Origin of the sequence: Marinobacterium nitratireducens (assembly GCF_014645375.1) — a bacterium.
GTDB classification, from domain to species: Bacteria; Pseudomonadota; Gammaproteobacteria; order Pseudomonadales; family Balneatricaceae; genus Marinobacterium_A; species Marinobacterium_A nitratireducens.
This window is the reverse complement of sequence record NZ_BMLT01000002.1, coordinates 427,737-446,920: the sequence shown is the minus strand read 5'-3', so window position 1 is coordinate 446,920 and position 19,184 is coordinate 427,737. Positions and strand designations below refer to the sequence as shown.

Here is a 19,184-nt window from a genome sequence, read left to right as displayed (position 1 = left end):
GAACTCGGTCTTGAGCGGCGGCTCCTTGGCGATTTCCCGTTCGACCGCGATGTGCTGATCGTTGATGAAGAAGTAGATGACGCCGCCAAGAATCGCGGCGAACAGCAGCAGGTAGACGATGACCTTGACGCCGATTGGCCAGTTGCCGGCCTCGTTGACGTCGAGGTTGTTGATATCGAACCCCTTGAAGGCATTTTTCAGGGCATCCATCGTTACTGCCCTCCTTCTTCTTTGGGCCGCGTGAGCGGCACGCTGAGGTTGAACTGCCGCACCTCGCCGGCGCCGCGGACCTGGGACAGGTTCGGCTCACCGAACCATATGGAAGCGTCCATGGCGCGCATCAGATTGGAGACATCCTTATTTTCCTCCGCCAGGCCGTTGATGGCGACCTTGTCGCCACTGCGTGCCACCGAGGTGTAATACAGCTGATCCGGCAGCACCCTGACCAGCTCGTCGAAATAACGCACCACCAGCGGCCGGTTACCCTGCAGCTCCTGAATCGCGTTCAGACGCTCGAGCAGGCGTTCGCGCTGGCGCTCGAGTTCCTTGATCTCCTTGATCTTTTCATCGAGTTTGGAGATTTCCGCCTTGAGGTAGTTGTTGCGCGCCCGCTGACGGTCCATCTGGAGGTCGTAGTAATAACTGATACCGTAAGACACCAGTCCCGCCAGCACGGCGGTCGTCAACAGATTGGTGACGAATTGCTTCTGCCGGGCGGCATTCCGCTCCTCGCGCCAGGGTCTGAGGTTTATCCGCGCCATAAGCTGTCCCTACTGATCAAAAGAGCGCATAGCCAGCCCGCACGCCTTCAGCAGCAACGGTGCATCGACCGCCAGGCGCTGCTGATTGAGCTTGCTGCTGATTTTCATCGTCGTGAAGGGGTTGGCCACCTGTACCGGTATACCGACCTCGGCTTCCATCACCTCGGAGATTCCCTCGATCGACGCCGTACCGCCGGAGATGAACAGCCGCGAGAGTTGCTGCTGAGCGCCCGAGGAATAAAAAAACTGCATCGAGCGTGAAACCTGTTGCGCAATAGTCTGTCTGAACGGCATGACCAGCATGCTACGAATATCTTCGCTCAGTTCATTATGACGCAACGCCTGTTCCGCCTCGTCCACGCTCATGCCGTACTGCTGATGGATGGCATTGATGAGATCGTTGCCGCCGAACGCCTGCTCGCGGCTGTAGATGATGCCGCCATCCTGAAAAACGTTGAGCGTAAGGGTCGAGGCACCGATGTCCGCGATTGCCACGAGATCGCCGGGCTTGACGTCGGGCCCGGCCAGGAGCGGGTAGACCCGCTCCATGGCGTAGGTGTCGACGTCGATGATCTCGCACTTGAGACCGGCACCGCTGATGGCCTCTTCGCGCTGGTCGACATCGCCGCGACGGCAGGCCACAACCAGAATCTCGTTGAGGTTCGCGACCCCCTGCACCGGACCGAGCACTTCAAAATCCAGCGAAACTTCGTCGAGGGGGTAGGGGATGAACTGGTCAGCCTCAACCCGCACCTGATCCTCGAGCTCGAGGTCGGTGAAGGCGTTGCTGATATGAAGCTTCTTGGTGATAACGGCAGAAGACGGGACCGCCGTCACCGCAGAGGTGAGTTTAATGCCGGTTTTGCGCAGCGCCTTTTCGATCGCGCCCGACACTTCTGTGACCTGCTGAACGTTCCCGTCCACCACAGCCGCTGCAGGCAGGGCGACGACAGCGTACGCATTCAATGTGCACTCTGATCCGTTCCCGGAAAGAGCCACCAGCTTGACGGAAGAGGATCCGATATCGACGCCGACCCAAGCTCCCGATTTTTTTCCTAGCAAGCTGAACACAGCGTTATTCCTTTGAAGACTGCAGGATAATCCATTTCGCTCTCGCAACTCTAACTATAAACCACGGAAAATAAAACTGTGCAACGCTAGAGCGGCCGGGCAGGCAACCGATATAATGACGGCAACCCATTAACGGTTCATTCAAAGGTAGCATGGGCGTGTTTCTTTCGCTGGTAAAATTTCTGATAAAACTTGGGCTTGCGGCACTCGTAATGGTGCTGCTGGCGGCCGCTGGCGTTTACTACACCCTGGAGCCGGATCTCCCGGATGTGGAAACACTACGTGAAATCCAGTATCAAACGCCGCTGCGTATCTATTCCAGCGACAAGAAACTGATTGCCGAATTCGGCGAGAAACGGCGCACGCCGGTCGCCTACGAAAGCATTCCCACCGACTTCATCCACGCGTTTCAAGCCGCAGAAGACAGCCGCTTCTTCGAACATATAGGGATCGACATCAAGGGCCTGGCCCGGGCGGCCGTGCAGCTGGCAGCCAGCGGCCACATTCAGAGTGGCGGCTCGACCATCACCATGCAGGTGGCGAAGAACTTCTTTCTGACCCGTGAGCGGACCTTCAAGCGCAAATTCAGTGAAATCCTGCTGGCGCTGCGGATCGAGCGCGAGCTGAGCAAGGAGGAAATCTTCGCGCTCTACATCAACAAGATTTACCTCGGGCAACGCGCCTACGGCATCGAAGCCGCGGCCAACGTCTATTACGGCGCCAGCATCAATGAACTGACGCTGGCACAGATGGCGATGATCGCAGGCCTCCCCAAAGCCCCGTCGGCGGATAACCCGATCAGCAATCCGGACCGGGCTCTGGCGCGCCGCAACTGGATACTGCAGCGCATGCACCGCCTGGGCTACATTTCGGACCAGGACCACGAGGAAGCCTCGGCCGCCCCGCTCACCGCCCGCTATCACGGCGCCGACATCGAACTCGATGCACCCTATATTGCCGAGATGGTGCGCAGCCAGCTGTTCGAGCAGTACGGCGACGACCTCTACAACAACGGCTTCCGCGTTTACACCACCATTTCCAGCGAACGCCAGGAAGCCGCCAACCGCGCGCTGCGCCAGGGCCTGCTCGCCTACAGCAAGCGTCATGGCTACCACGGCCCCGAGTCCCAGCTCGATACCGCACCCACCCCCGAACTGATCGCCAGCACGCTCGACGGCAGCACCAGCTACTCAGGCCTGCAGCCTGCAATCGTGACCGCGGTACATGACAAGAGCGTAGAGGCGGCACTGAAGTCCGGCGACACCGCAACCGTGGAGTGGAGCGGACTGGAATGGGCCAGGCCTTACCGCAGCCACAACTCCCTCGGACCGGCACCGAAGAAGGCTGCCGATATCCTCGCCGTCGGCGACGTCATTCGACTGAGCGAAACAGAGGGCGGATGGGAACTGACTCAACTGCCCCGGGTACAGGGCGCCTTCGTCGCGCTCGACCCGAAAGACGGCGCCATCCAGGCCCTGACCGGCGGTTTCAACTTCAGCCTCAACAAGTTCAACCGCGCCACCCAGGCGTACCGCCAGCCGGGCTCCAACTTCAAGCCCTTCATTTATGCCGCCGCGCTCGAAAACGGCTTCACCCCGGCCAGCCTGATCAACGACGCCCCCATCGTTTACCATGACACCAGCCTCGACAAACTCTGGCGCCCGGAAAACTATAGCCGCCGGTTCTACGGCCCGACCCGGCTGCGCGAAGGTCTCTACAAATCACGCAACCTGGTATCCATCCGCCTGCTGCGCGCGGTCGGCATCAAGACGACCATCGACTACGTCAGCCGCTTCGGGTTCCCGCTGGAGCGACTGCCGCGCAACCTGTCGCTGTCGCTCGGCACCGCCGACCTCACCCCGCTGGAAGTGGCCCAGGGTTATGCGGCGCTGGCCAACGGCGGCTACCGCGTCGAGCCCTACCTGATTGGCCGCATCGACGACCCCCAAGGCAACCTGATACACCAGGCGACGGTGCCGCAGATCTGCGCCGACTGCCCCACCGAGCAGACCATGACCGACAGCCGGCTGGCGCCCCGCATCATGGACTCACGCACCGCCTATCAGATGTACAGCATGCTGCAGGACGTCATTCGCCAGGGCACCGGCACCCGGGCCCAGTCGCTTGACCGAAGCGATCTGGCCGGCAAAACCGGCACCACCAACGACCAGAAGGACGCCTGGTTCAGCGGATTCAACCGCAACCTGGTGGCGACGACCTGGGTCGGTTTCGACCAGCCGAAACCCCTGGGCCGCCGCGAGTTCGGCAGCTCCGCAGCCCTGCCGATCTGGATCGACTTCATGCAAACCGCACTCAACGGCATGCCCGAAGAGGCCCCGAGCCCGCCTGACGGCATCGTTCGGGTCCGGATCGATCCTTCCAGCGGACTGCTCGCCAGACCGGGTCAGGAAAACGCGATTTTCGAGGTGTTCCGCAGCGAAGACGCACCGACCCAATACAGCCAGGGCACGGCCGGCAACGACCGCTCACGCGGTCTGACGACGGAAGATATCTTTTGACATGAGGCGTCAGGCGTTAGGCGTCAATCAGTACGGACGCCAGTTAAGATACAAAAAAACCGGCATCTGCCGGTTTTTTTGTAGCTTTTTCGAGACACACCTTACTTATGCAGGTCATTGACCGTGGTCAGCGGGTAGTGGGCCGGCAGCGGCAGGCGGGCAACGCCGCTGTCGATCGCAGCCTGCGCCACTGCCATGGAGACGGCGCCGAAAAGGCGGCTGTCGGTCGGCTTCGGAATGATGTACTGCGGACCGAACTCCAGCGACTCGAGCTCGTAGGCGTTCAGCACTTCCTGGGTCACTTCCTGCTTCGCCAGATTGGCGATCGCATGAACGGCCGCTTCCTTCATCGCCTCGTTGATCTCGGTCGCACGCACGTCCAGCGCGCCACGGAAGATGAACGGGAAACCAAGCACGTTGTTGACCTGGTTCGGGAAGTCCGAACGCCCGGTGGCCATGATAACGTCGCTGCGGGTGGCGTGCGCCACTTCCGGGCGAATCTCGGGGTCGGGGTTGGCGCAGGCGAAGACGATCGGGTTCACCGCCATCTTGGAAAGCTGTTCCGGCGACAGCAGGTCAGGACCCGATAGTCCGACAAACACGTCCGCGCCTTCGATAGCGTCGTCCATGGTGCGCAGCTCGGTCTCTGTGGCAAACGCGGCCTTCTCCGGGCTCAGGTCGTTACGACCGGAGTGGATCACGCCTTTGCGGTCGATCATATAGATGTTTTCGACCCTGGCACCCATGTTCACCAGCAGCTTCATGCAGGCGGACGCGGCCGCACCGGCACCCAGGCAAACGATACGGGCGTCGGACAGCGCCTTGCCGGCGACTTCCAGCGCGTTGATCATGCCCGCCGCCGTTACGATGGCGGTGCCGTGCTGATCGTCGTGGAATACCGGAATATTGCAGCGCTCGATCAGGGTACGCTCGATCTCGAAGCACTCCGGCGCCTTGATATCCTCAAGGTTGATGCCGCCGAAGGTTTCGGCGATACGGGCAACGGTGTCGATGAACGCCTGGGGACTCTCGGCATCGACCTCGATGTCCACAGAATCGATCCCGGCAAATTTCTTGAACAGCAGCGACTTGCCTTCCATAACCGGCTTGGATGCCAGCGGACCGAGATCTCCGAGACCCAGAATCGCGGATCCGTTGGAAATAACGGCGACCAGATTACCCTTGGCCGTGTAACGATAGGCATTGTCCGGGTCCTTGGCGATCTCGCGTACGGGTTCCGCTACCCCCGGGCTGTAAGCCAGCGCCAGATCACGTGCAGAGTCCGCCGGAGTCGTCAGCTCGACGCTGATTTTTCCCGGTCGCGGGAACTCGTGATAATCGAGCGCGGCTTTTTTGAATTGTTCAGACATGGTTGCGGGTTCCAACAGGTTGTAAATTTGCGGGCCTAGCATCATATAGAAAAGCCCTTATAGTCACAATAACCCCAACCTGATGTGACACCAAGCCATGCTGCAGCGCAGCAGAAGATGCCTGCCAAAACGCCCACCCCGCTCAGGGTTTACCCGAATTACCTGCGCCGCAAAGCCGACCCCAGACCCGAAATATCTCTATCGCAGCGCACAATGCCAGATTCAGACAGCCCTGCAGCCCCTTCCTCCAGCCAATAAAAAAGGCACTCGCGAGGAGTGCCTTTTTCAGAAATCTGAATCGTCTGACTGCGATCAGCCGGAAATCTTGCGGCCACCGAAGCGCTTGTTGAAGCGATCGATACGACCACCGCTGGTCGCTTCCTTCTGCTTGCCGGTGTAGAAAGGATGACACTGGCTGCAGACGTCCACGTGCATATCCTGGCACATGGTGGAACGGGTCTTCATCTCGTTACCGCAGGAGCAGGTAACGGTAACGTCTTCGTACTTCGGATGGATACCATTTTTCATGGGGAAACCTCGATAATCCGTGCCGCCACCCGATCATCTCGTCGTCGGGCACCGCACTGTCGTTCTATGAGTATCGTCACAAACCGAAAAGGCCGTCTGGGCTCGAGGTCTGCAACCAAGGCCGGGCATTATACGCGCGCGCGCCGGACGCCGCAATATAAAACGCCTTCATTATAGCCGCCAAAGCCCCTACACTGAACCGCTTCCGGAACGGACCTGCAACCATGACCATCTACCGCATCGCCCTGCCGACACCGCTGCGCCGCCTGTTCGACTACCTGCCCCCATCCGGCGCCTCCGTGCACCCGGTGCCCGGGGTGCGGATACGGGTGCCGTTTGGCCGCCGGCAACTGATCGGTGTGCTGCTCGAAATCAGCGATGCGTCGGACTTGCCGGAAGAACGTCTCAAGCCGGCATTGGAAGTGCTGGATACCGAACCACCGCTTCCGCACCACCTGCTGGAACTCGCCTGCTGGGCTGCCGACTATTACCAGCACCCGGTCGGCGATGTCCTGCAGCAGGTCCTGCCGGTGGCGCTGCGCAAGGGCGCTACGACCGAAGCGGCGCCGCAGACTCACTGGCGTGTCCGGGAAGGCGCCAGCCCGGAGGCCCTCGGCGGCCGGGCGCCGCGCCAGCGACAACTGCTGGAACTGCTGCTGACCCGGCCCGCCGGGCTCGCCGCGGAAGAACTACGCGAAGCGGGTTTCGGCAGCGCCCAGCTGAACGGCCTGCTGGATAAAGAGCTGATCGAACCCTTCGAAGCCCTGCCGGCTGCACCTGATTCCAGTCCCGAGATACTCAAGGAGCAGCCCCTGCCGCTCAATGACGAGCAACAGCAGGCACTCGAGGAAATCCGCGCCGCCAGGGGATTCAACCCGGTACTGCTGCAGGGTATTACCGGCTCAGGCAAGACCGAGGTGTACCTCCAGGCCATCGGCCGGGTACTCGAAACCGGCGGCCAGGCGCTGGTTCTGGTTCCCGAAATCGGCCTGACACCCCAGACCGTCAGCCGTTTTCGCGCCCGCTTCGCGGTGCCGGTGCAGGCGCTGCATTCCAACATGACCGATCTGCAGCGACTCGAAGCCTGGAGGCAGGCCCGCGAAGGGCAGGCCCGCATCGTGATCGGCACCCGCTCGGCACTGTTCACGCCTATGCGCTCGCCCGGCATCATTATCGTCGACGAAGAACACGACACCTCGTTCAAGCAGCAGGAAGGGTTTCGCTACTCCGCCCGGGATCTTGCCGTGATGCGCGCCCGTGCCGAGCAGATCCCGCTGGTGCTTGGCAGCGCGACGCCGTCGCTGGAAACGCTGCAGAACGCCCTCGGTGGCCGCTATCGCCATGCACGCCTGACCACCCGGGCCGGCAACGCCCGGCCGCCGCGTTTCGAGCTGCAGGACATCCGCCAGCAGCCACTGGATGAAGGGCTTTCTCAGGCGGTGGTGACGCGCATTCGCAGCGAACTGGCACACCGCAACCAGGTTCTGGTTTTCATCAACCGGCGCGGTTTTTCGCCGGCGCTGATGTGCCACCAGTGCGGCGACGTCATCGGCTGCGACCGCTGCGATGCCCGCATGACGCTCCACCGCAGTCCGCCGCACCTGCACTGCCATCACTGCGACCACCAGCGCCCGATCCCGCGGCGTTGCCCGGCCTGCGGCAGCGACGATTTCAAGCCCCAGGGCGCGGGCACCGAGCGCACCGAAGGCGCCCTGCAGCGGTTATTTCCGGACACCGAGGTACTGCGCGTTGATCGCGACAGCACCCAGCGACGTCACGCCATGCAGGAGATCATGGAGCGGGTCAATGCCGGCGACCCCTGCATACTGGTGGGCACCCAGATGCTCGCCAAGGGGCACCATTTCCCGGCCGTCACGCTGGTGGTGATTCTCGATGCAGACGCAGGCCTGTTCAGTGCCGATTTCCGCGGAATGGAGCGCACTGCCCAGCTGATCCTGCAAGTCGCCGGGCGCGCCGGACGCGCCGAACGCCCGGGGACGGTACTGATGCAAACGCACCACGCCGACCACCCGACGCTGATGCAGCTGGTCGACGAGGGATACGAGGCTTTCGCCGCACGTGAGCTGACGCTGCGCCGCGAAAGCGCCCTGCCTCCCTTTATCCATCACGCCCTGCTGCGTACCGAAGCCAGCCGTCCGGGGCGCGCCGAAGCCTTTCTCAGCGCGCTCTGCGAGCAACTGGTCGCCAACCGGCTGATTCCCCCGGCAGTGCACTGGCTGGGGCCCTTTCCCGCGCCGATGGAAAAGCGCGCCGGCCACTACCGCGCCCAGCTGCTGTGGCAAAGCTACGACCGCCGGGCACTGCAGCAACTGCTCGCCGACCTCTGCCCGCTGCTTGAGCAACTGCCGCAGTCTCGCCAGGTGCGCTGGAGCCTAGATGTCGACCCTGTGGATAATTTCTAGCCCTTAACAACCGGTCGCTGAAAGAGGATAATGCGCGGTCGATTCTTATACACCCTGAACCGCTAACGGATACCTGATGAAACAGCATATTGCGGATCTGATCGATTCTGCGCTCGCCACTCTGGTTGCCAACGGCACCCTGCCCTCCGAGGTAGAGCCCAAGGTGATGGTCGAAAACACCCGTGACAAAAGCCACGGTGATTTCGCCTCCAATATCGCTCTGACCCTGGCCAAGGCTGCCCGACGAAACCCGCGTGAGCTGGCCCAGGCGATCGTTGATGCGTTGCCGGACTCAGCCCAGCTCGAGCGCACCGAGATCGCAGGCCCCGGTTTCATCAACTTCTTCATGAACGCCGACGCCGCCAGCCGGGTGGTCGAGGAAATCCTTGACGCCGGGGAACAGTACGGCCGTCAGCCGGCCAACAGCGGCGAACGGGTTCAGGTGGAGTTCGTTTCGGCCAACCCCACGGGCCCGCTGCACGTCGGCCACGGCCGCGGCGCGGCCTACGGCGCAACCGTCTCCGACCTGTTGGAAGCCGCGGGCATACAGCTGCACCGCGAGTACTACGTCAACGACGCCGGCCGGCAGATGAATATCCTCGCCGCCAGTGTCTGGCTGCGCTATCTGGAGCAGTGCGGCGAGCAAGTCCCGTTCCCGAGCAATGGCTACAAGGGCGACTATATCCACGATATCGCCGCCGAACTCAAAGCCCGCGAGGGCGAACGACTGCGTCGCGGCTCGGACCAGGTTTTCGCCAACATCCCGGCGGACGAACCCGCCGGTGGCGACAAGGAACTGCATATCGACGCGCTGATCGAACGCAGCCGCGAGCTGCTGGGCGACGACGACTACGGTCGGGTGTTCGATGCCGGCCTCGACGCCATCCTCGACGACATCCGCGATGACCTGTCCGGCTTCGGCGTCGAGTACCAGGAGTGGTTCAGCGAGCGCTCACTGACCACCAGCGGCGACGTCGAAAGCGCACTGCAGAAACTGCAGGACAAAGGATACCTGTACGAGGAAGACGGCAACCTCTGGTTCCGCTCCACCGACTTCGGCGACGACAAGGACCGGGTGGTGCGTCGCGCCAACGGTCAGACCACCTATTTCGCGTCGGACATCGCCTACCACATGAACAAGTTCGAGCGCGGTTTCGACCGGGTGGTGAACATCTGGGGCGCGGATCATCACGGCTACATCGCCCGCGTCAAGGCGGCGCTCGAGGCGATGGGCTACGACCCCGAACGACTGGTGGTGCGTCTGGTGCAGTTCGCCATCCTCTACCGCGGTCAGGAACGGGTGCAGATGTCGACCCGCTCCGGCTCTTTCGTGACGCTGCGCGAGCTGCGCGACGAAGTCGGCAACGATGCCTGCCGCTTCTTCTACGTCACCCGCAAGTCCGAGCAGCACATGGACTTCGACCTCGAGCTGGCCAAGTCCGAATCCAAGGACAACCCGGTCTACTACATCCAGTACGCCCACGCCCGTGTGTGCTCGGTGCTGCGCAAGCTCGACGAAGCCGGCTGGTCCTGGAACCGCGATGCGGGCCTCGCCAACCTGGCGCTGCTCGAAACCGAGCACGAAAAGGACCTGATCACCAAGCTCGGCAAGTACCCGGAAACGCTGCAGAATGCGGCGCTGAACTTCGAACCCCACGTGCTGGCGAACTACCTGCGTGAACTGGCCAACGACTTCCACTCCTACTACAACGCCCACAAGATGCTGATCGAGGAAGCGGAGCTGCGTAACGCCCGCATCACCCTCAGCGTCGCGGTACGCCAGGTGCTCGCCAATGGCCTGCGCCTGCTCGGCGTCTCGGCACCGGAGCAGATGTAAGTCATGGCGTCGCGCAAGGACTTTGCCCAGAAGAAGAAAGGCGCTTCGGGCGCCAGCCGCAGTCGCGCCAGCGCACCGGCGAAGCCTGCCAGGAGTGCGCCGCCCCCGCGACGGGCGCCGCGCACCCTGCTGCTGGTGACGCTGGTTGCCGTGGGCGGACTGGGCTGGGGCCTGTACCAGTTGACGGGCATGCAGTCCCCCGCAGCGACGCAATCACTGACCGTCCCCGCACCACCGGCGCCGACACCGGCGCCGGTGGTCACAGCGAAGCCGGAGCCGGCCCCGGCGCCAGCCGAGGTCCCGGAAGCGCAACGCCGTTTCGAGTTCTATGAAATGCTGCCCCGGAGCGAGGTGGAAGCGCCCAAGGTCGATGCCTACAAGTCGACGCCGCGCACCGCCAAGCTGGAACACAGCTACCTGCTGCAGGCGGGCTCTTTCCGAAATCCCGCCGATGCCGAGCGAATGCGGGCGCAACTGCTGCTGGCAGGGCTGCCCAATGTCACCACCAGCCGCGTAGTCGGCAGCAACGGCACCTGGTACCGGGTCCGTACCGGCCCCTTTACCAATCGTCAGGAACTGAACAAGGCCGAAAACAAGATGGTCAAGCTCAGCATCCAGCCGATGCAGATCAGACAGTGAGGCGTTAGGCGTTAGGCGGCCTGGTTGCGGGCTTCTTAGCTGTCAACTGTTACCTCAAGCTCCCACGCGCCAGACGTAGGAGCCCACTCTGTGGGCGAACAGCCTTGCAGCGCCCTGCCAATCTTTATTTCGCTCGCGGAGCGAGCTCCTACCTGTGTTTGATCTCATCCGTGCCAGCTGAAGCCAATCGATCTGTACGACGATCGATTTGACGGGTTTCCTTAAAACTGCTCCTGCGTATTAAGGATTTCCGCCATCCATGGCGGTTTCGCGATGCCCGAACGCTATCGGCGCCGGTCAAGTCCATACCGATGCATCGCTCTACCCATCCTCCGATCGTGGATCCGATTAACCGCAGCTGCGGCTTTACGCTTAACGCCTTACCACTTACCACTTACCACTTACCACTTCCGACTTACCACCATCCATTATTCCCCCGCCACACCTTGAATTTCCCGCCATTGCCTCAATCTCTTGCGTAATACATTTTTAGCAGGAGCAACAGATGACAACGATCGTTTCCGTGCGCCGCGGCGACAAGGTAGTCGTCGGCGGCGACGGCCAGGTTTCGCTGGGCAATACCGTCATGAAGGGTACGGCCAAGAAGGTCAACATGCTGCCCAGGCACCAGGTGATCACCGGCTTTGCCGGCTCCACCGCCGACGCCATCACGCTGCGCGACCTGTTCGAGCAGCAACTCGACAAGCACCAGGGCAATATCGTGACCGCGGTCATCCACCTCGCGCGGGAATGGCGCAGCGACCGCGTACTGCGGCGCCTGGAGGCACTGATGCTGGTCGCCAACAAGGAAAAGACCTACCTGATCTCCGGCAGCGGCGACGTCATCGAGCCCGAAGACGGCGTTATCGCCATCGGCTCCGGCGGCAACTACGCCCTGGCGGCGGCCAAGGCGCTGGTCGCCAACACCGAGCTGGGCGCCCGTGACGTCGTCGAGAAGAGCCTGCATATCGCCGCCGATATCTGCGTTTTCACCAACGACAACCTGACTATCGAAGAACTGGATGCGGTGGCCTGAGCGGCGGCCCGAGGAGAAAGAGATGTCCAACATGACACCGCGTGAAATCGTCCACGAGCTGGACCGCCATATCGTCGGCCAGGACGCCGCCAAGCGCTCGGTGGCGGTGGCACTGCGCAACCGCTGGCGTCGCATGCAACTCAACGAAGAGCTGCGCGCCGAAGTATCACCGAAGAATATTCTGATGATCGGTCCGACCGGCGTCGGCAAGACCGAAATCGCCCGCCGCCTGGCGAAACTCGCCAACGCCCCCTTCATCAAGGTCGAAGCGACCAAGTTCACCGAGGTCGGCTATGTCGGCCGCGATGTCGAGACCATCGTCCGCGACCTGGTGGACATGGCGATCAAGATGGTGCGCGAGCAGGAGATGGAAAAAGTGCGTTTCCGCGCCGAAGAGGCCGCCGAGGAGCGCATCCTTGACGCTCTGCTGACACCGGCCCGGGGGGACTCCTTCGACAGCCAGCCCAGCCGCACCGACAGCGCGACCCGTCAGATCTTCCGCAAGAAACTGCGCGAGCATCAGCTCGACGACAAGGAAGTCGACATCGAGGTCTCACAGCCGCGGGCCGGCGTCGAGATCATGTCGCCGCCGGGGATGGAGGAGATGACCAGCCAGCTGCAGAACATGTTCGCCAACCTCGGTGGCGGCGGTCGCAAGCAGAGCCGGCGCATCAAGGTAAGCGAAGCCTTCAAGCTGCTGACCGACGAAGAGGCGGCGAACCTGATCAAGGACGACGAGATCAAGCAGAATGCCGTCGAACTGGTGGAACAGAACGGCATTGTCTTCCTCGACGAGATCGACAAGGTCTGCAAGCGCACCGAGAACACCGGCGGCGACGTGTCCCGCGAAGGGGTACAGCGCGACCTGCTGCCGCTGATCGAGGGCTGCACCGTCAGTACCAAGTACGGCATGGTCAAGACAGACCACATTCTTTTCATCGCCTCGGGGGCCTTTCACCTGGCACGCCCGTCCGACCTGATCCCGGAACTGCAGGGCCGGCTGCCGATCCGTGTCGAGCTCAACGCCCTGACGCCGGATGACTTCCGCCGTATCCTGACCGAACCGAACGCCAGCCTTACCGAACAGTACCGGGCACTGATGAAAACCGAGGGTGTCGAGGTCGAATTCGCCGACGATGCCATCGCCCGCATCGCCGAACTGGCTTTTCAGGTCAACGAGCAGACCGAAAACATCGGCGCCCGCCGCCTGCACACCATGATGGAACGCCTGCTCGAGGAGCTGTCCTACGGCGCCTCGGATCTCAGTGGCCAGGCTCTGGTGATCGACGCCGCCTACGTCGACAAATACCTCGGCGATCTCAGCCAGGACCAGGACCTGAGTCACTATATTCTGTAGGAGCAGCGATCATAGGTTGGGTGGAGGCCCGCAGGGCCGAAACCCAACAGAAATGGTGCCGACCGACACCCATCGATCTGTACTGCGATCGATACGGCGGGGTTCGTGATGCCCGGGTCGCACGGCCGGCTTCAGGCGCGTGCCCATGCATCCCTCTACCCACCCTCCGGTCTCGCCTGCAGCTTGCCGATAATCCATCCACTACGCCTGGAAGAACAACATGAAGTCCACTCCCCTTCCCTCCGATATAAAGCTGCATCTGAAGTCGCGCACGCTGGAGCTGGTCTACCCCGACGGCAGCTTCGAGCTGACCGCCGAGTTCCTGCGGGTCCACTCGCCATCGGCGGAGGTTCGCGGGCACGGCATCGGCCAGAGCGTGCTGCAAACCGGCAAAAAGCTGGTTGGCATCAAACAGGTCGTACCGGCGGGCAACTATGCGCTCAAGATCGTTTTCGACGACGGCCACGACAGCGGGCTCTATACCTGGGAATATCTCTATGATCTCTCCCATGACCATGACCGTTACTGGCAGGAGTACCTGCAACGGCTCGAACAAGCCGGCGCGTCCCGCGACGGCGGTATGATCGCCCGGGGCTGATTCGAAATTTTCATACCGGCTGATGTCCTGAAACGTTGGTCATTGCGCGGTACAATGCAGACAAACACCTTCAGCAGCGACAGGCGAGCATGAGCGACCAGAAGCACGACAGCACCACCCATTTCGGCTACCAGGAAGTTCCGGTCGAGGACAAGGCGCGTCGCGTCGCCGATGTCTTTCACTCGGTTGCCGCCAAATACGACATCATGAACGATCTGATGTCCGGCGGCATCCACCGGCTCTGGAAACGTCTTACCATCGAGCAGAGCGGCGTGCGGCGCGGTCACCGTGTGCTCGACATCGCCGGCGGCACCGGCGACCTGACCCTGCGCTTTTCGCGGCTGGTCGGTCCCGAAGGCGAAGTGGTGCTGGCGGATATCAACGACTCCATGCTCAAGGTCGGTCGCGACAAGCTGCTCGACCACGGCGCCACCGGCAACATCGAGTTCGTCCAGGCCAACGCCGAATGCCTGCCGTTCCCGGACAACCACTTCGACGTCATTACCATCGCCTTTGGCCTGCGCAACGTCACCGACAAGGACGCCGCGCTGCGTTCCATGACCCGCGTCCTGAAGCCCGGCGGCAAGGTCATGGTGCTCGAGTTCTCGAAAACCGACAATCCGGCGCTGACGAAACTCTACGATTTTTACTCGTTCAATATTCTTCCCCAGATGGGCAGGATCATCGCCAACGATGCCGAAAGCTACCGCTACCTGGCCGAGTCGATCCGCATGCATCCTGATCAGGAAACCCTCAAGCAGATGATGGAGACCGCCGGTCTGGTAAACTGCAAGTATCAGAACCTCACCGGCGGCATCGTCGCATTGCATACCGGTATCAAGCCCTGAGACCGGAGACAGCCTTGAGCCCGGAGACAGCCCTGAGCCTGTCGTTAGCCCTGAGCCCGGAGATAGCCCCATGCCATTGCCCATGCTAAGCGCCACCCTGCTGACACTGCTCGAACCGAGCGTCAACGCACTGCTGCAGCGCGACCCGGTGACCCTGCGCGAACTGGGCAAACTGGCCGGCCGCGTTCTGGCAGTGGAGATCACCTCGCCAACGCTGACGCTCTATGTGGTGCCGAACCCTGAGGGCCTGCAGCTGCAACAGCACTATGGCGCCGAGCCGGACGCGCGCCTGTCCGGCAGCGCCAGCGCGCTGCTGCGCCTGATCAGCGGCGACGACAAGGCCGAAGCCCTGTTCGGCAAGGGTGTCGCCATCAGCGGCGACAGCGCCCTTGCGATGCGGCTGCAGGAGATACTGGCCGACGCCGATATCGACTGGGAGGGCCTGCTGGCCGAACTGATCGGCGACCTGCCGGCGCACCAGGCCGCCCGCTTCGTGCGCTGGCAGCGCGACTACTGGACGCAGGCGGGCGACAGCCTGAGCCACAACCTCGGCGAGTTCCTGCAGGAAGAAGCGCGCCTGCTGCCGCCGCGCCCTGAACTGGAAGGCTTCATGGCCGACGTCGACGACCTGCGCCAGCGCAGCGACCGGCTCGAAGCCCGACTGCAGCGAGTGCTTGACCGGCTCGACAGCGAATGAGGCGAAAGAAGTGACGGGTTACGTGTAACCCGTCACGCGTAACGCGTCACCCCAACATCAGAACGGCTTCACCACCACCAGTATCAGAATCGGCACGAAAATCAGCAGCGGCAGTTCATTGAACAGCCGGAAGTAGCGGCCGCTACGGTCCAGGCGCCCCGCCTGCAGCCGCTTCAGGTAGGCGCGACACCAGGCGTGATAGCCGATGAGCAGCGCCACGAACAGCAGCTTGGCATGCAGCCAGCCGCCGCTGAAGCCGAACCCCAGCCAGAGCCAAAGACCCAGCGCCAGTGTGAACAGGGCCATAATGGTCATGAAGCCATAAAGTTTGCGCGCCATGATTTCCAGCCGCGCCACATCCTGTCCCGCCTCGCGGCCTTCGACATAGTGCACGAAAATGCGCGGCAGATAGAAGATGCCCGCCATCCAGCTGGTCATCGCGAGAATATGAAAGGTCTTGACCCAAAGCATGTCCGGTCTCCGTGCGAATGATGCAGGCATCATACTGAAACCCTGCAGATAAACTGAATGGTGACGACAGGAAATTCCGCTTTTTAGAGGCCCCGCTACCCGCTAGCCTGACAGTCAACCGAACCGCTTGCGACAACGGGAGACAGCAAAGATGACAGACCGTACCCTCGAACGCCGAATCCAGGGCGTGCCGGCATCTGACGGAGCCGGCGTGCGACTCAACCGAGTTATCGGCACACCGGCGCTCAGGCACCTGGACCCCTTCCTGATGCTGGACGAGTTCAAGTCCGACAGCGCCGACGACTACATCGCCGGCTTCCCGGCCCACCCGCATCGGGGATTCGAAACCGTGACCTACATGCTCGCCGGCCGCATGGAGCATCGCGACCACCTCGACAACGTCGGTCTGCTGGAAGCCGGCGGCGCCCAGTGGATGACCGCCGGCCGCGGCATCATCCATTCGGAGATGCCGCAGCAGGACGAGGGCCTGATGTGGGGCTTCCAGCTCTGGGTCAACCTGCCCGCCGCGCAAAAGATGCAGCCGGCGAGCTACCGCGACCTGGCCCCTGACGAAATCCCCGAGGCACTGGACGACCAGGGCGTGCTGCGCCGCGTGATCGCCGGTCACTCGCTCGGCACCCCGGGACCGATACAGGGACTCAGCGTCGACCCGCTGATGGTCGATATCCGGCTGCCCGCCGGCCGCGGCATCGTGCACCCGGTCCCGTCCGGCCACCGCGCTTTCGTCTACGTCTACCGTGGCACCGTCAATATCGGCGGCGAGCCCGTGCCGGCAGGCCAGCTGGGCACGCTGAGCGACGGCGATCAGGTGCGGCTTGACGGCGAAAAGGACAGCGACAGCGCTGTACTGCTGCTGGCGGCGCGCCCCATAGGCGAACCCATCGTTCAGTACGGGCCCTTCGTAATGAACTCCAGCGAGGAAATCGAACAGGCGCTGCGTGACTACCGGGACAATCGCCTCACCGGCTGAATCCGCCAGTCCCCCGGAACCACCGCGGGTGCTGTCGGAATTGCAACCGCCTGCTAGACTTCCTGTAACTCCAAACGGTTGTTTTAGACCCAGGCCCCGCCACTCCCGGCGGCCTCAGCAGAGGGACCTGCCATGCATCGCCGAATCGTTCTTGCCCTTCCCGTCGCCATGATTATCGCGGCCTGCAGCAACCTTCCGCCTTCGGAGCCGGTCGACAAGGTCGTCTGGCTCGAGCAGGGCGAGGACTGGGAAGGGGAAGCCCGCAACTGGTTCCATCACGTCAGCCAGGGCACCGCAACGCTGCCGATCCCGTTCGAGTGGTTCATGGCGCTGGAGCAGCCCGGAGTCAACCTGTTCGGCGCCGGAGAGCTGGTGTCGTCGCCGGATTACCTGGCGCGGCTGGGCTTCATTCCCGGGAAGATCAACCGCTTCAACCAGAGCGGCCTGCCGGTGGGCTTCGCCGTCGACTATAACGTCACCAGCCCCGTCGATGGCCGTCAGTACAACGCCATCGGCTTCACCTGCGCCGCCTGCCACACCGGCCAGATGACCTACCAGGGCACCTCGATCCGCTACGACGGCGGCCCTGCGGTCACCGACATCACCGAGTTCACCATAGTGCTGTTCCTGGCGATGTTCGAGACCCGATACAGCGATGTGCGTTTCAACCGGTTCGCGGCCCGAGTCCTCGGCGAGCAGAATACCAAAGCCAACCGCAAGGCACTGAAAAAGGCCTTTTCGACCAACCTGATGGAGCTGATCGACCTGCAGCTCAGCAGCATCGAAGCCGAGGAGCAACGCGAGATCGTCGCCGAGCTCGATCGCAGCGGCGAAAGCCGCACGCTCAAGGATATTGCCAAGGGCCTCAAGGCCAGCCTGAAGAACATCGAGGGCTTCGCGCGACTCGACGCCCTCAACCGTATCGGCAACCAGGTCTTCGCGCTGGACGCCAACCGGCCGTCCAACTTCGTCACGCCCGATGCACCGGTGAACTACCCGCACATCTGGTCGTCCTCCTGGTTCGAGTGGGTGCAGTACGACGGCTCCATCATGCAGCCGATGGTGCGCAACGCCGGAGAGGCGCTCGGCGTCGCGGCGCTGGTCAATCTGGAGCCGGGGGAACGGCACTTCGACTCCACCGTCAGGGTCGATGCCCTATACCGCATAGAGCAGATGCTGGCAGGCTCAGTACCGCCGTTCCAGGCCCGTGCCTTTACCGGCCTGCAGGCGCCGAAATGGCCGGAACAGATCCTCGGCGCCATCGACCGGGAGCAGGCCGCGAAGGGCCAGGCGCTCTACGGGGAGCTCTGTCAGGGCTGCCACCTGCCGGCCACCAGCGACCCTGCATTCTGGAGCGAAAAGTACTGGTCCGTCGAGAACGATGCCGGCGAGCGTCTGCTGCGACTCAAGATCATACCCGCCGATGACATCGGCACCGATCCTGCACAGTCCCGGGTGCTCGCCGATCGCAAGGTGGATACCCGGGGACTGGGCATCGACACCGAAGTCTATGCCGGCCGCGATTGCGAGCCGCTGCGGGTTACCGAAGCCGAAGACGCCTCCTTCGCCTTTTCCCTCGGAGCAGTGGTGCAGGAAACCACCGCCTACTGGTATCGTCAGCACGGCATCGGCGAGGCCGAGCAGCGCAGAATGAACGGCGAGCGCCCCAACTGCCTGCAGGCGCCCGGCGGCTACAAGGCCCGACCGCTCAACGGTATCTGGGCAACCGCCCCCTTCCTCCACAACGGCTCGGTACCGGACCTCTACGCACTGCTGTCACCGGCGGACGAACGGCCGGACAGCTTCTATCTCGGCAATCGCGAATTCGACCCGGTCCGCGTCGGCTATCGCAGCGGCAAGGGCACCGGGCTGACCCGGATCGACACCTCGCTGCCCGGCAACCACAACAGCGGCCACGAGTTCGACGACGACGAGGGCCCCGGCGTTATAGGCCCGGCGCTGAGCGAAGCCAACCGGATGGCGCTGATTGAGTATTTGAAGACGCTGTGAGGCGTGACGGGTGACGGGTGACGGGTGA

The 19,184-nt window shown here is 62.6% G+C and carries 16 protein-coding genes and 1 pseudogene; 11 read left to right on the top strand and 6 right to left on the bottom strand.

Features of this window, described 5'->3' with window-relative positions; genetic code table 11:
* From IEX85_RS23945 to pilM, 3 genes and pseudogenes are all read right to left on the bottom strand, one after another.
* Positions 1 to 210, bottom strand: a pseudogene (locus IEX85_RS23945) (pilus assembly protein PilP); the annotation flags it as partial.
* Between the two features lie 2 nt (positions 211 to 212).
* Positions 213 to 761 (bottom strand): PilN domain-containing protein, encoded by a 549-nt coding sequence (locus IEX85_RS04970; protein WP_188858959.1) that lies wholly within the window; start codon positions 759 to 761, stop codon positions 213 to 215.
* A gap of 9 nt (positions 762 to 770) precedes the next feature.
* Complete coding sequence (gene pilM, locus IEX85_RS04965; RefSeq protein WP_188858957.1) at positions 771 to 1,832, bottom strand: type IV pilus assembly protein PilM; 1,062 nt, start codon at positions 1,830 to 1,832, stop codon at positions 771 to 773.
* A 152-nt stretch (positions 1,833 to 1,984) separates the two neighbouring features.
* Between pilM and IEX85_RS04960 the strand changes: the two genes are divergently transcribed.
* The gene (locus tag IEX85_RS04960; RefSeq protein WP_188858955.1) at positions 1,985 to 4,351 is read left to right on the top strand and encodes a penicillin-binding protein 1A; all 2,367 of its coding nucleotides are present in this window, start codon (positions 1,985 to 1,987) and stop codon (positions 4,349 to 4,351) included.
* A gap of 101 nt (positions 4,352 to 4,452) precedes the next feature.
* Here IEX85_RS04960 and IEX85_RS04955 read toward each other — a convergent pair whose 3' ends face one another.
* Together IEX85_RS04955 and rpmE are read right to left on the bottom strand one after the other, a co-directional pair.
* The gene (locus tag IEX85_RS04955) at positions 4,453 to 5,721 is read right to left on the bottom strand and encodes a malic enzyme-like NAD(P)-binding protein (RefSeq protein ID WP_188858953.1); all 1,269 of its coding nucleotides are present in this window, start codon (positions 5,719 to 5,721) and stop codon (positions 4,453 to 4,455) included.
* A 312-nt stretch (positions 5,722 to 6,033) separates the two neighbouring features.
* Positions 6,034 to 6,249: a 50S ribosomal protein L31 gene (gene rpmE, locus IEX85_RS04950; RefSeq protein WP_188858951.1), complete on the bottom strand. Its 216-nt coding sequence runs from the start codon at positions 6,247 to 6,249 to the stop codon at positions 6,034 to 6,036.
* A 224-nt stretch (positions 6,250 to 6,473) separates the two neighbouring features.
* Here rpmE and IEX85_RS04945 point away from each other — a divergent pair, with 224 nt between their 5' ends.
* From IEX85_RS04945 to IEX85_RS04910, 8 genes are all read left to right on the top strand, one after another.
* Positions 6,474 to 8,672, top strand: a complete 2,199-nt coding sequence (locus IEX85_RS04945; protein WP_188858940.1) for a primosomal protein N' — start codon at positions 6,474 to 6,476, stop codon at positions 8,670 to 8,672.
* A 76-nt stretch (positions 8,673 to 8,748) separates the two neighbouring features.
* Positions 8,749 to 10,509 carry an arginine--tRNA ligase gene (argS, locus tag IEX85_RS04940; RefSeq protein WP_188858938.1) on the top strand — a complete coding sequence of 587 codons (1,761 nt, stop codon included), beginning with the start codon at positions 8,749 to 8,751 and terminating at the stop codon, positions 10,507 to 10,509.
* Between the two features lie 3 nt (positions 10,510 to 10,512).
* The gene (locus tag IEX85_RS04935; RefSeq protein ID WP_188858937.1) at positions 10,513 to 11,148 is read left to right on the top strand and encodes an SPOR domain-containing protein; all 636 of its coding nucleotides are present in this window, start codon (positions 10,513 to 10,515) and stop codon (positions 11,146 to 11,148) included.
* 505 nt (positions 11,149 to 11,653) lie between these two features.
* The gene (gene hslV / locus IEX85_RS04930) at positions 11,654 to 12,184 is read left to right on the top strand and encodes an ATP-dependent protease subunit HslV (protein ID WP_188858935.1); all 531 of its coding nucleotides are present in this window, start codon (positions 11,654 to 11,656) and stop codon (positions 12,182 to 12,184) included.
* A gap of 22 nt (positions 12,185 to 12,206) precedes the next feature.
* Entirely contained in the window at positions 12,207 to 13,541 is a 1,335-nt protein-coding gene (hslU, locus tag IEX85_RS04925; RefSeq protein ID WP_188858933.1) for an ATP-dependent protease ATPase subunit HslU, read from the top strand.
* Positions 13,542 to 13,761: 220 nt separating this feature from the next.
* Entirely contained in the window at positions 13,762 to 14,139 is a 378-nt protein-coding gene (locus IEX85_RS04920) for a gamma-butyrobetaine hydroxylase family protein (RefSeq protein WP_188858931.1), read from the top strand.
* An 89-nt stretch (positions 14,140 to 14,228) separates the two neighbouring features.
* The gene (gene ubiE / locus IEX85_RS04915; protein ID WP_188858929.1) at positions 14,229 to 14,987 is read left to right on the top strand and encodes a bifunctional demethylmenaquinone methyltransferase/2-methoxy-6-polyprenyl-1,4-benzoquinol methylase UbiE; all 759 of its coding nucleotides are present in this window, start codon (positions 14,229 to 14,231) and stop codon (positions 14,985 to 14,987) included.
* 70 nt (positions 14,988 to 15,057) lie between these two features.
* Positions 15,058 to 15,684 (top strand): ubiquinone biosynthesis accessory factor UbiJ, encoded by a 627-nt coding sequence (locus IEX85_RS04910; RefSeq protein WP_188858927.1) that lies wholly within the window; start codon positions 15,058 to 15,060, stop codon positions 15,682 to 15,684.
* 57 nt (positions 15,685 to 15,741) lie between these two features.
* Here IEX85_RS04910 and IEX85_RS04905 read toward each other — a convergent pair whose 3' ends face one another.
* Complete coding sequence (locus tag IEX85_RS04905; RefSeq protein ID WP_188858925.1) at positions 15,742 to 16,155, bottom strand: CopD family protein; 414 nt, start codon at positions 16,153 to 16,155, stop codon at positions 15,742 to 15,744.
* A gap of 151 nt (positions 16,156 to 16,306) precedes the next feature.
* On the opposite strand from IEX85_RS04905, the gene IEX85_RS04900 reads away from it, so the two are divergent.
* Both IEX85_RS04900 and IEX85_RS04895 read left to right on the top strand, forming a co-directional pair.
* Positions 16,307 to 17,146, top strand: a complete 840-nt coding sequence (locus IEX85_RS04900) for a pirin family protein (protein WP_188858924.1) — start codon at positions 16,307 to 16,309, stop codon at positions 17,144 to 17,146.
* Between the two features lie 132 nt (positions 17,147 to 17,278).
* Positions 17,279 to 19,156, top strand: a complete 1,878-nt coding sequence (locus IEX85_RS04895) for a di-heme-cytochrome C peroxidase (RefSeq protein WP_229721795.1) — start codon at positions 17,279 to 17,281, stop codon at positions 19,154 to 19,156.
* Positions 19,157 to 19,184: the final 28 nt, after the last annotated feature.

Bases quoted from the DNA above. Each gene is read 5' to 3' on its own strand.
- IEX85_RS04970 (WP_188858959.1), bottom strand. From the start codon at position 761: ATGGCGCGGATAAACCTCAGACCCTGGCGCGAGGAGCGGAATGCCGCC.
- IEX85_RS04960 (WP_188858955.1), top strand. From the start codon at position 1,985: ATGGGCGTGTTTCTTTCGCTGGTAAAATTTCTGATAAAACTTGGGCTT.
- IEX85_RS04955 (WP_188858953.1), bottom strand. From the start codon at position 5,721: ATGTCTGAACAATTCAAAAAAGCCGCGCTCGATTATCACGAGTTCCCG.
- rpmE (WP_188858951.1), bottom strand. From the start codon at position 6,249: ATGAAAAATGGTATCCATCCGAAGTACGAAGACGTTACCGTTACCTGC.
- IEX85_RS04945 (WP_188858940.1), top strand. From the start codon at position 6,474: ATGACCATCTACCGCATCGCCCTGCCGACACCGCTGCGCCGCCTGTTC.
- argS (WP_188858938.1), top strand. From the start codon at position 8,749: ATGAAACAGCATATTGCGGATCTGATCGATTCTGCGCTCGCCACTCTG.
- IEX85_RS04935 (WP_188858937.1), top strand. From the start codon at position 10,513: ATGGCGTCGCGCAAGGACTTTGCCCAGAAGAAGAAAGGCGCTTCGGGC.
- hslV (WP_188858935.1), top strand. From the start codon at position 11,654: ATGACAACGATCGTTTCCGTGCGCCGCGGCGACAAGGTAGTCGTCGGC.
- hslU (WP_188858933.1), top strand. From the start codon at position 12,207: ATGTCCAACATGACACCGCGTGAAATCGTCCACGAGCTGGACCGCCAT.
- IEX85_RS04920 (WP_188858931.1), top strand. From the start codon at position 13,762: ATGAAGTCCACTCCCCTTCCCTCCGATATAAAGCTGCATCTGAAGTCG.
- ubiE (WP_188858929.1), top strand. From the start codon at position 14,229: ATGAGCGACCAGAAGCACGACAGCACCACCCATTTCGGCTACCAGGAA.
- IEX85_RS04910 (WP_188858927.1), top strand. From the start codon at position 15,058: ATGCCATTGCCCATGCTAAGCGCCACCCTGCTGACACTGCTCGAACCG.
- IEX85_RS04905 (WP_188858925.1), bottom strand. From the start codon at position 16,155: ATGCTTTGGGTCAAGACCTTTCATATTCTCGCGATGACCAGCTGGATG.
- IEX85_RS04900 (WP_188858924.1), top strand. From the start codon at position 16,307: ATGACAGACCGTACCCTCGAACGCCGAATCCAGGGCGTGCCGGCATCT.
- IEX85_RS04895 (WP_229721795.1), top strand. From the start codon at position 17,279: ATGCATCGCCGAATCGTTCTTGCCCTTCCCGTCGCCATGATTATCGCG.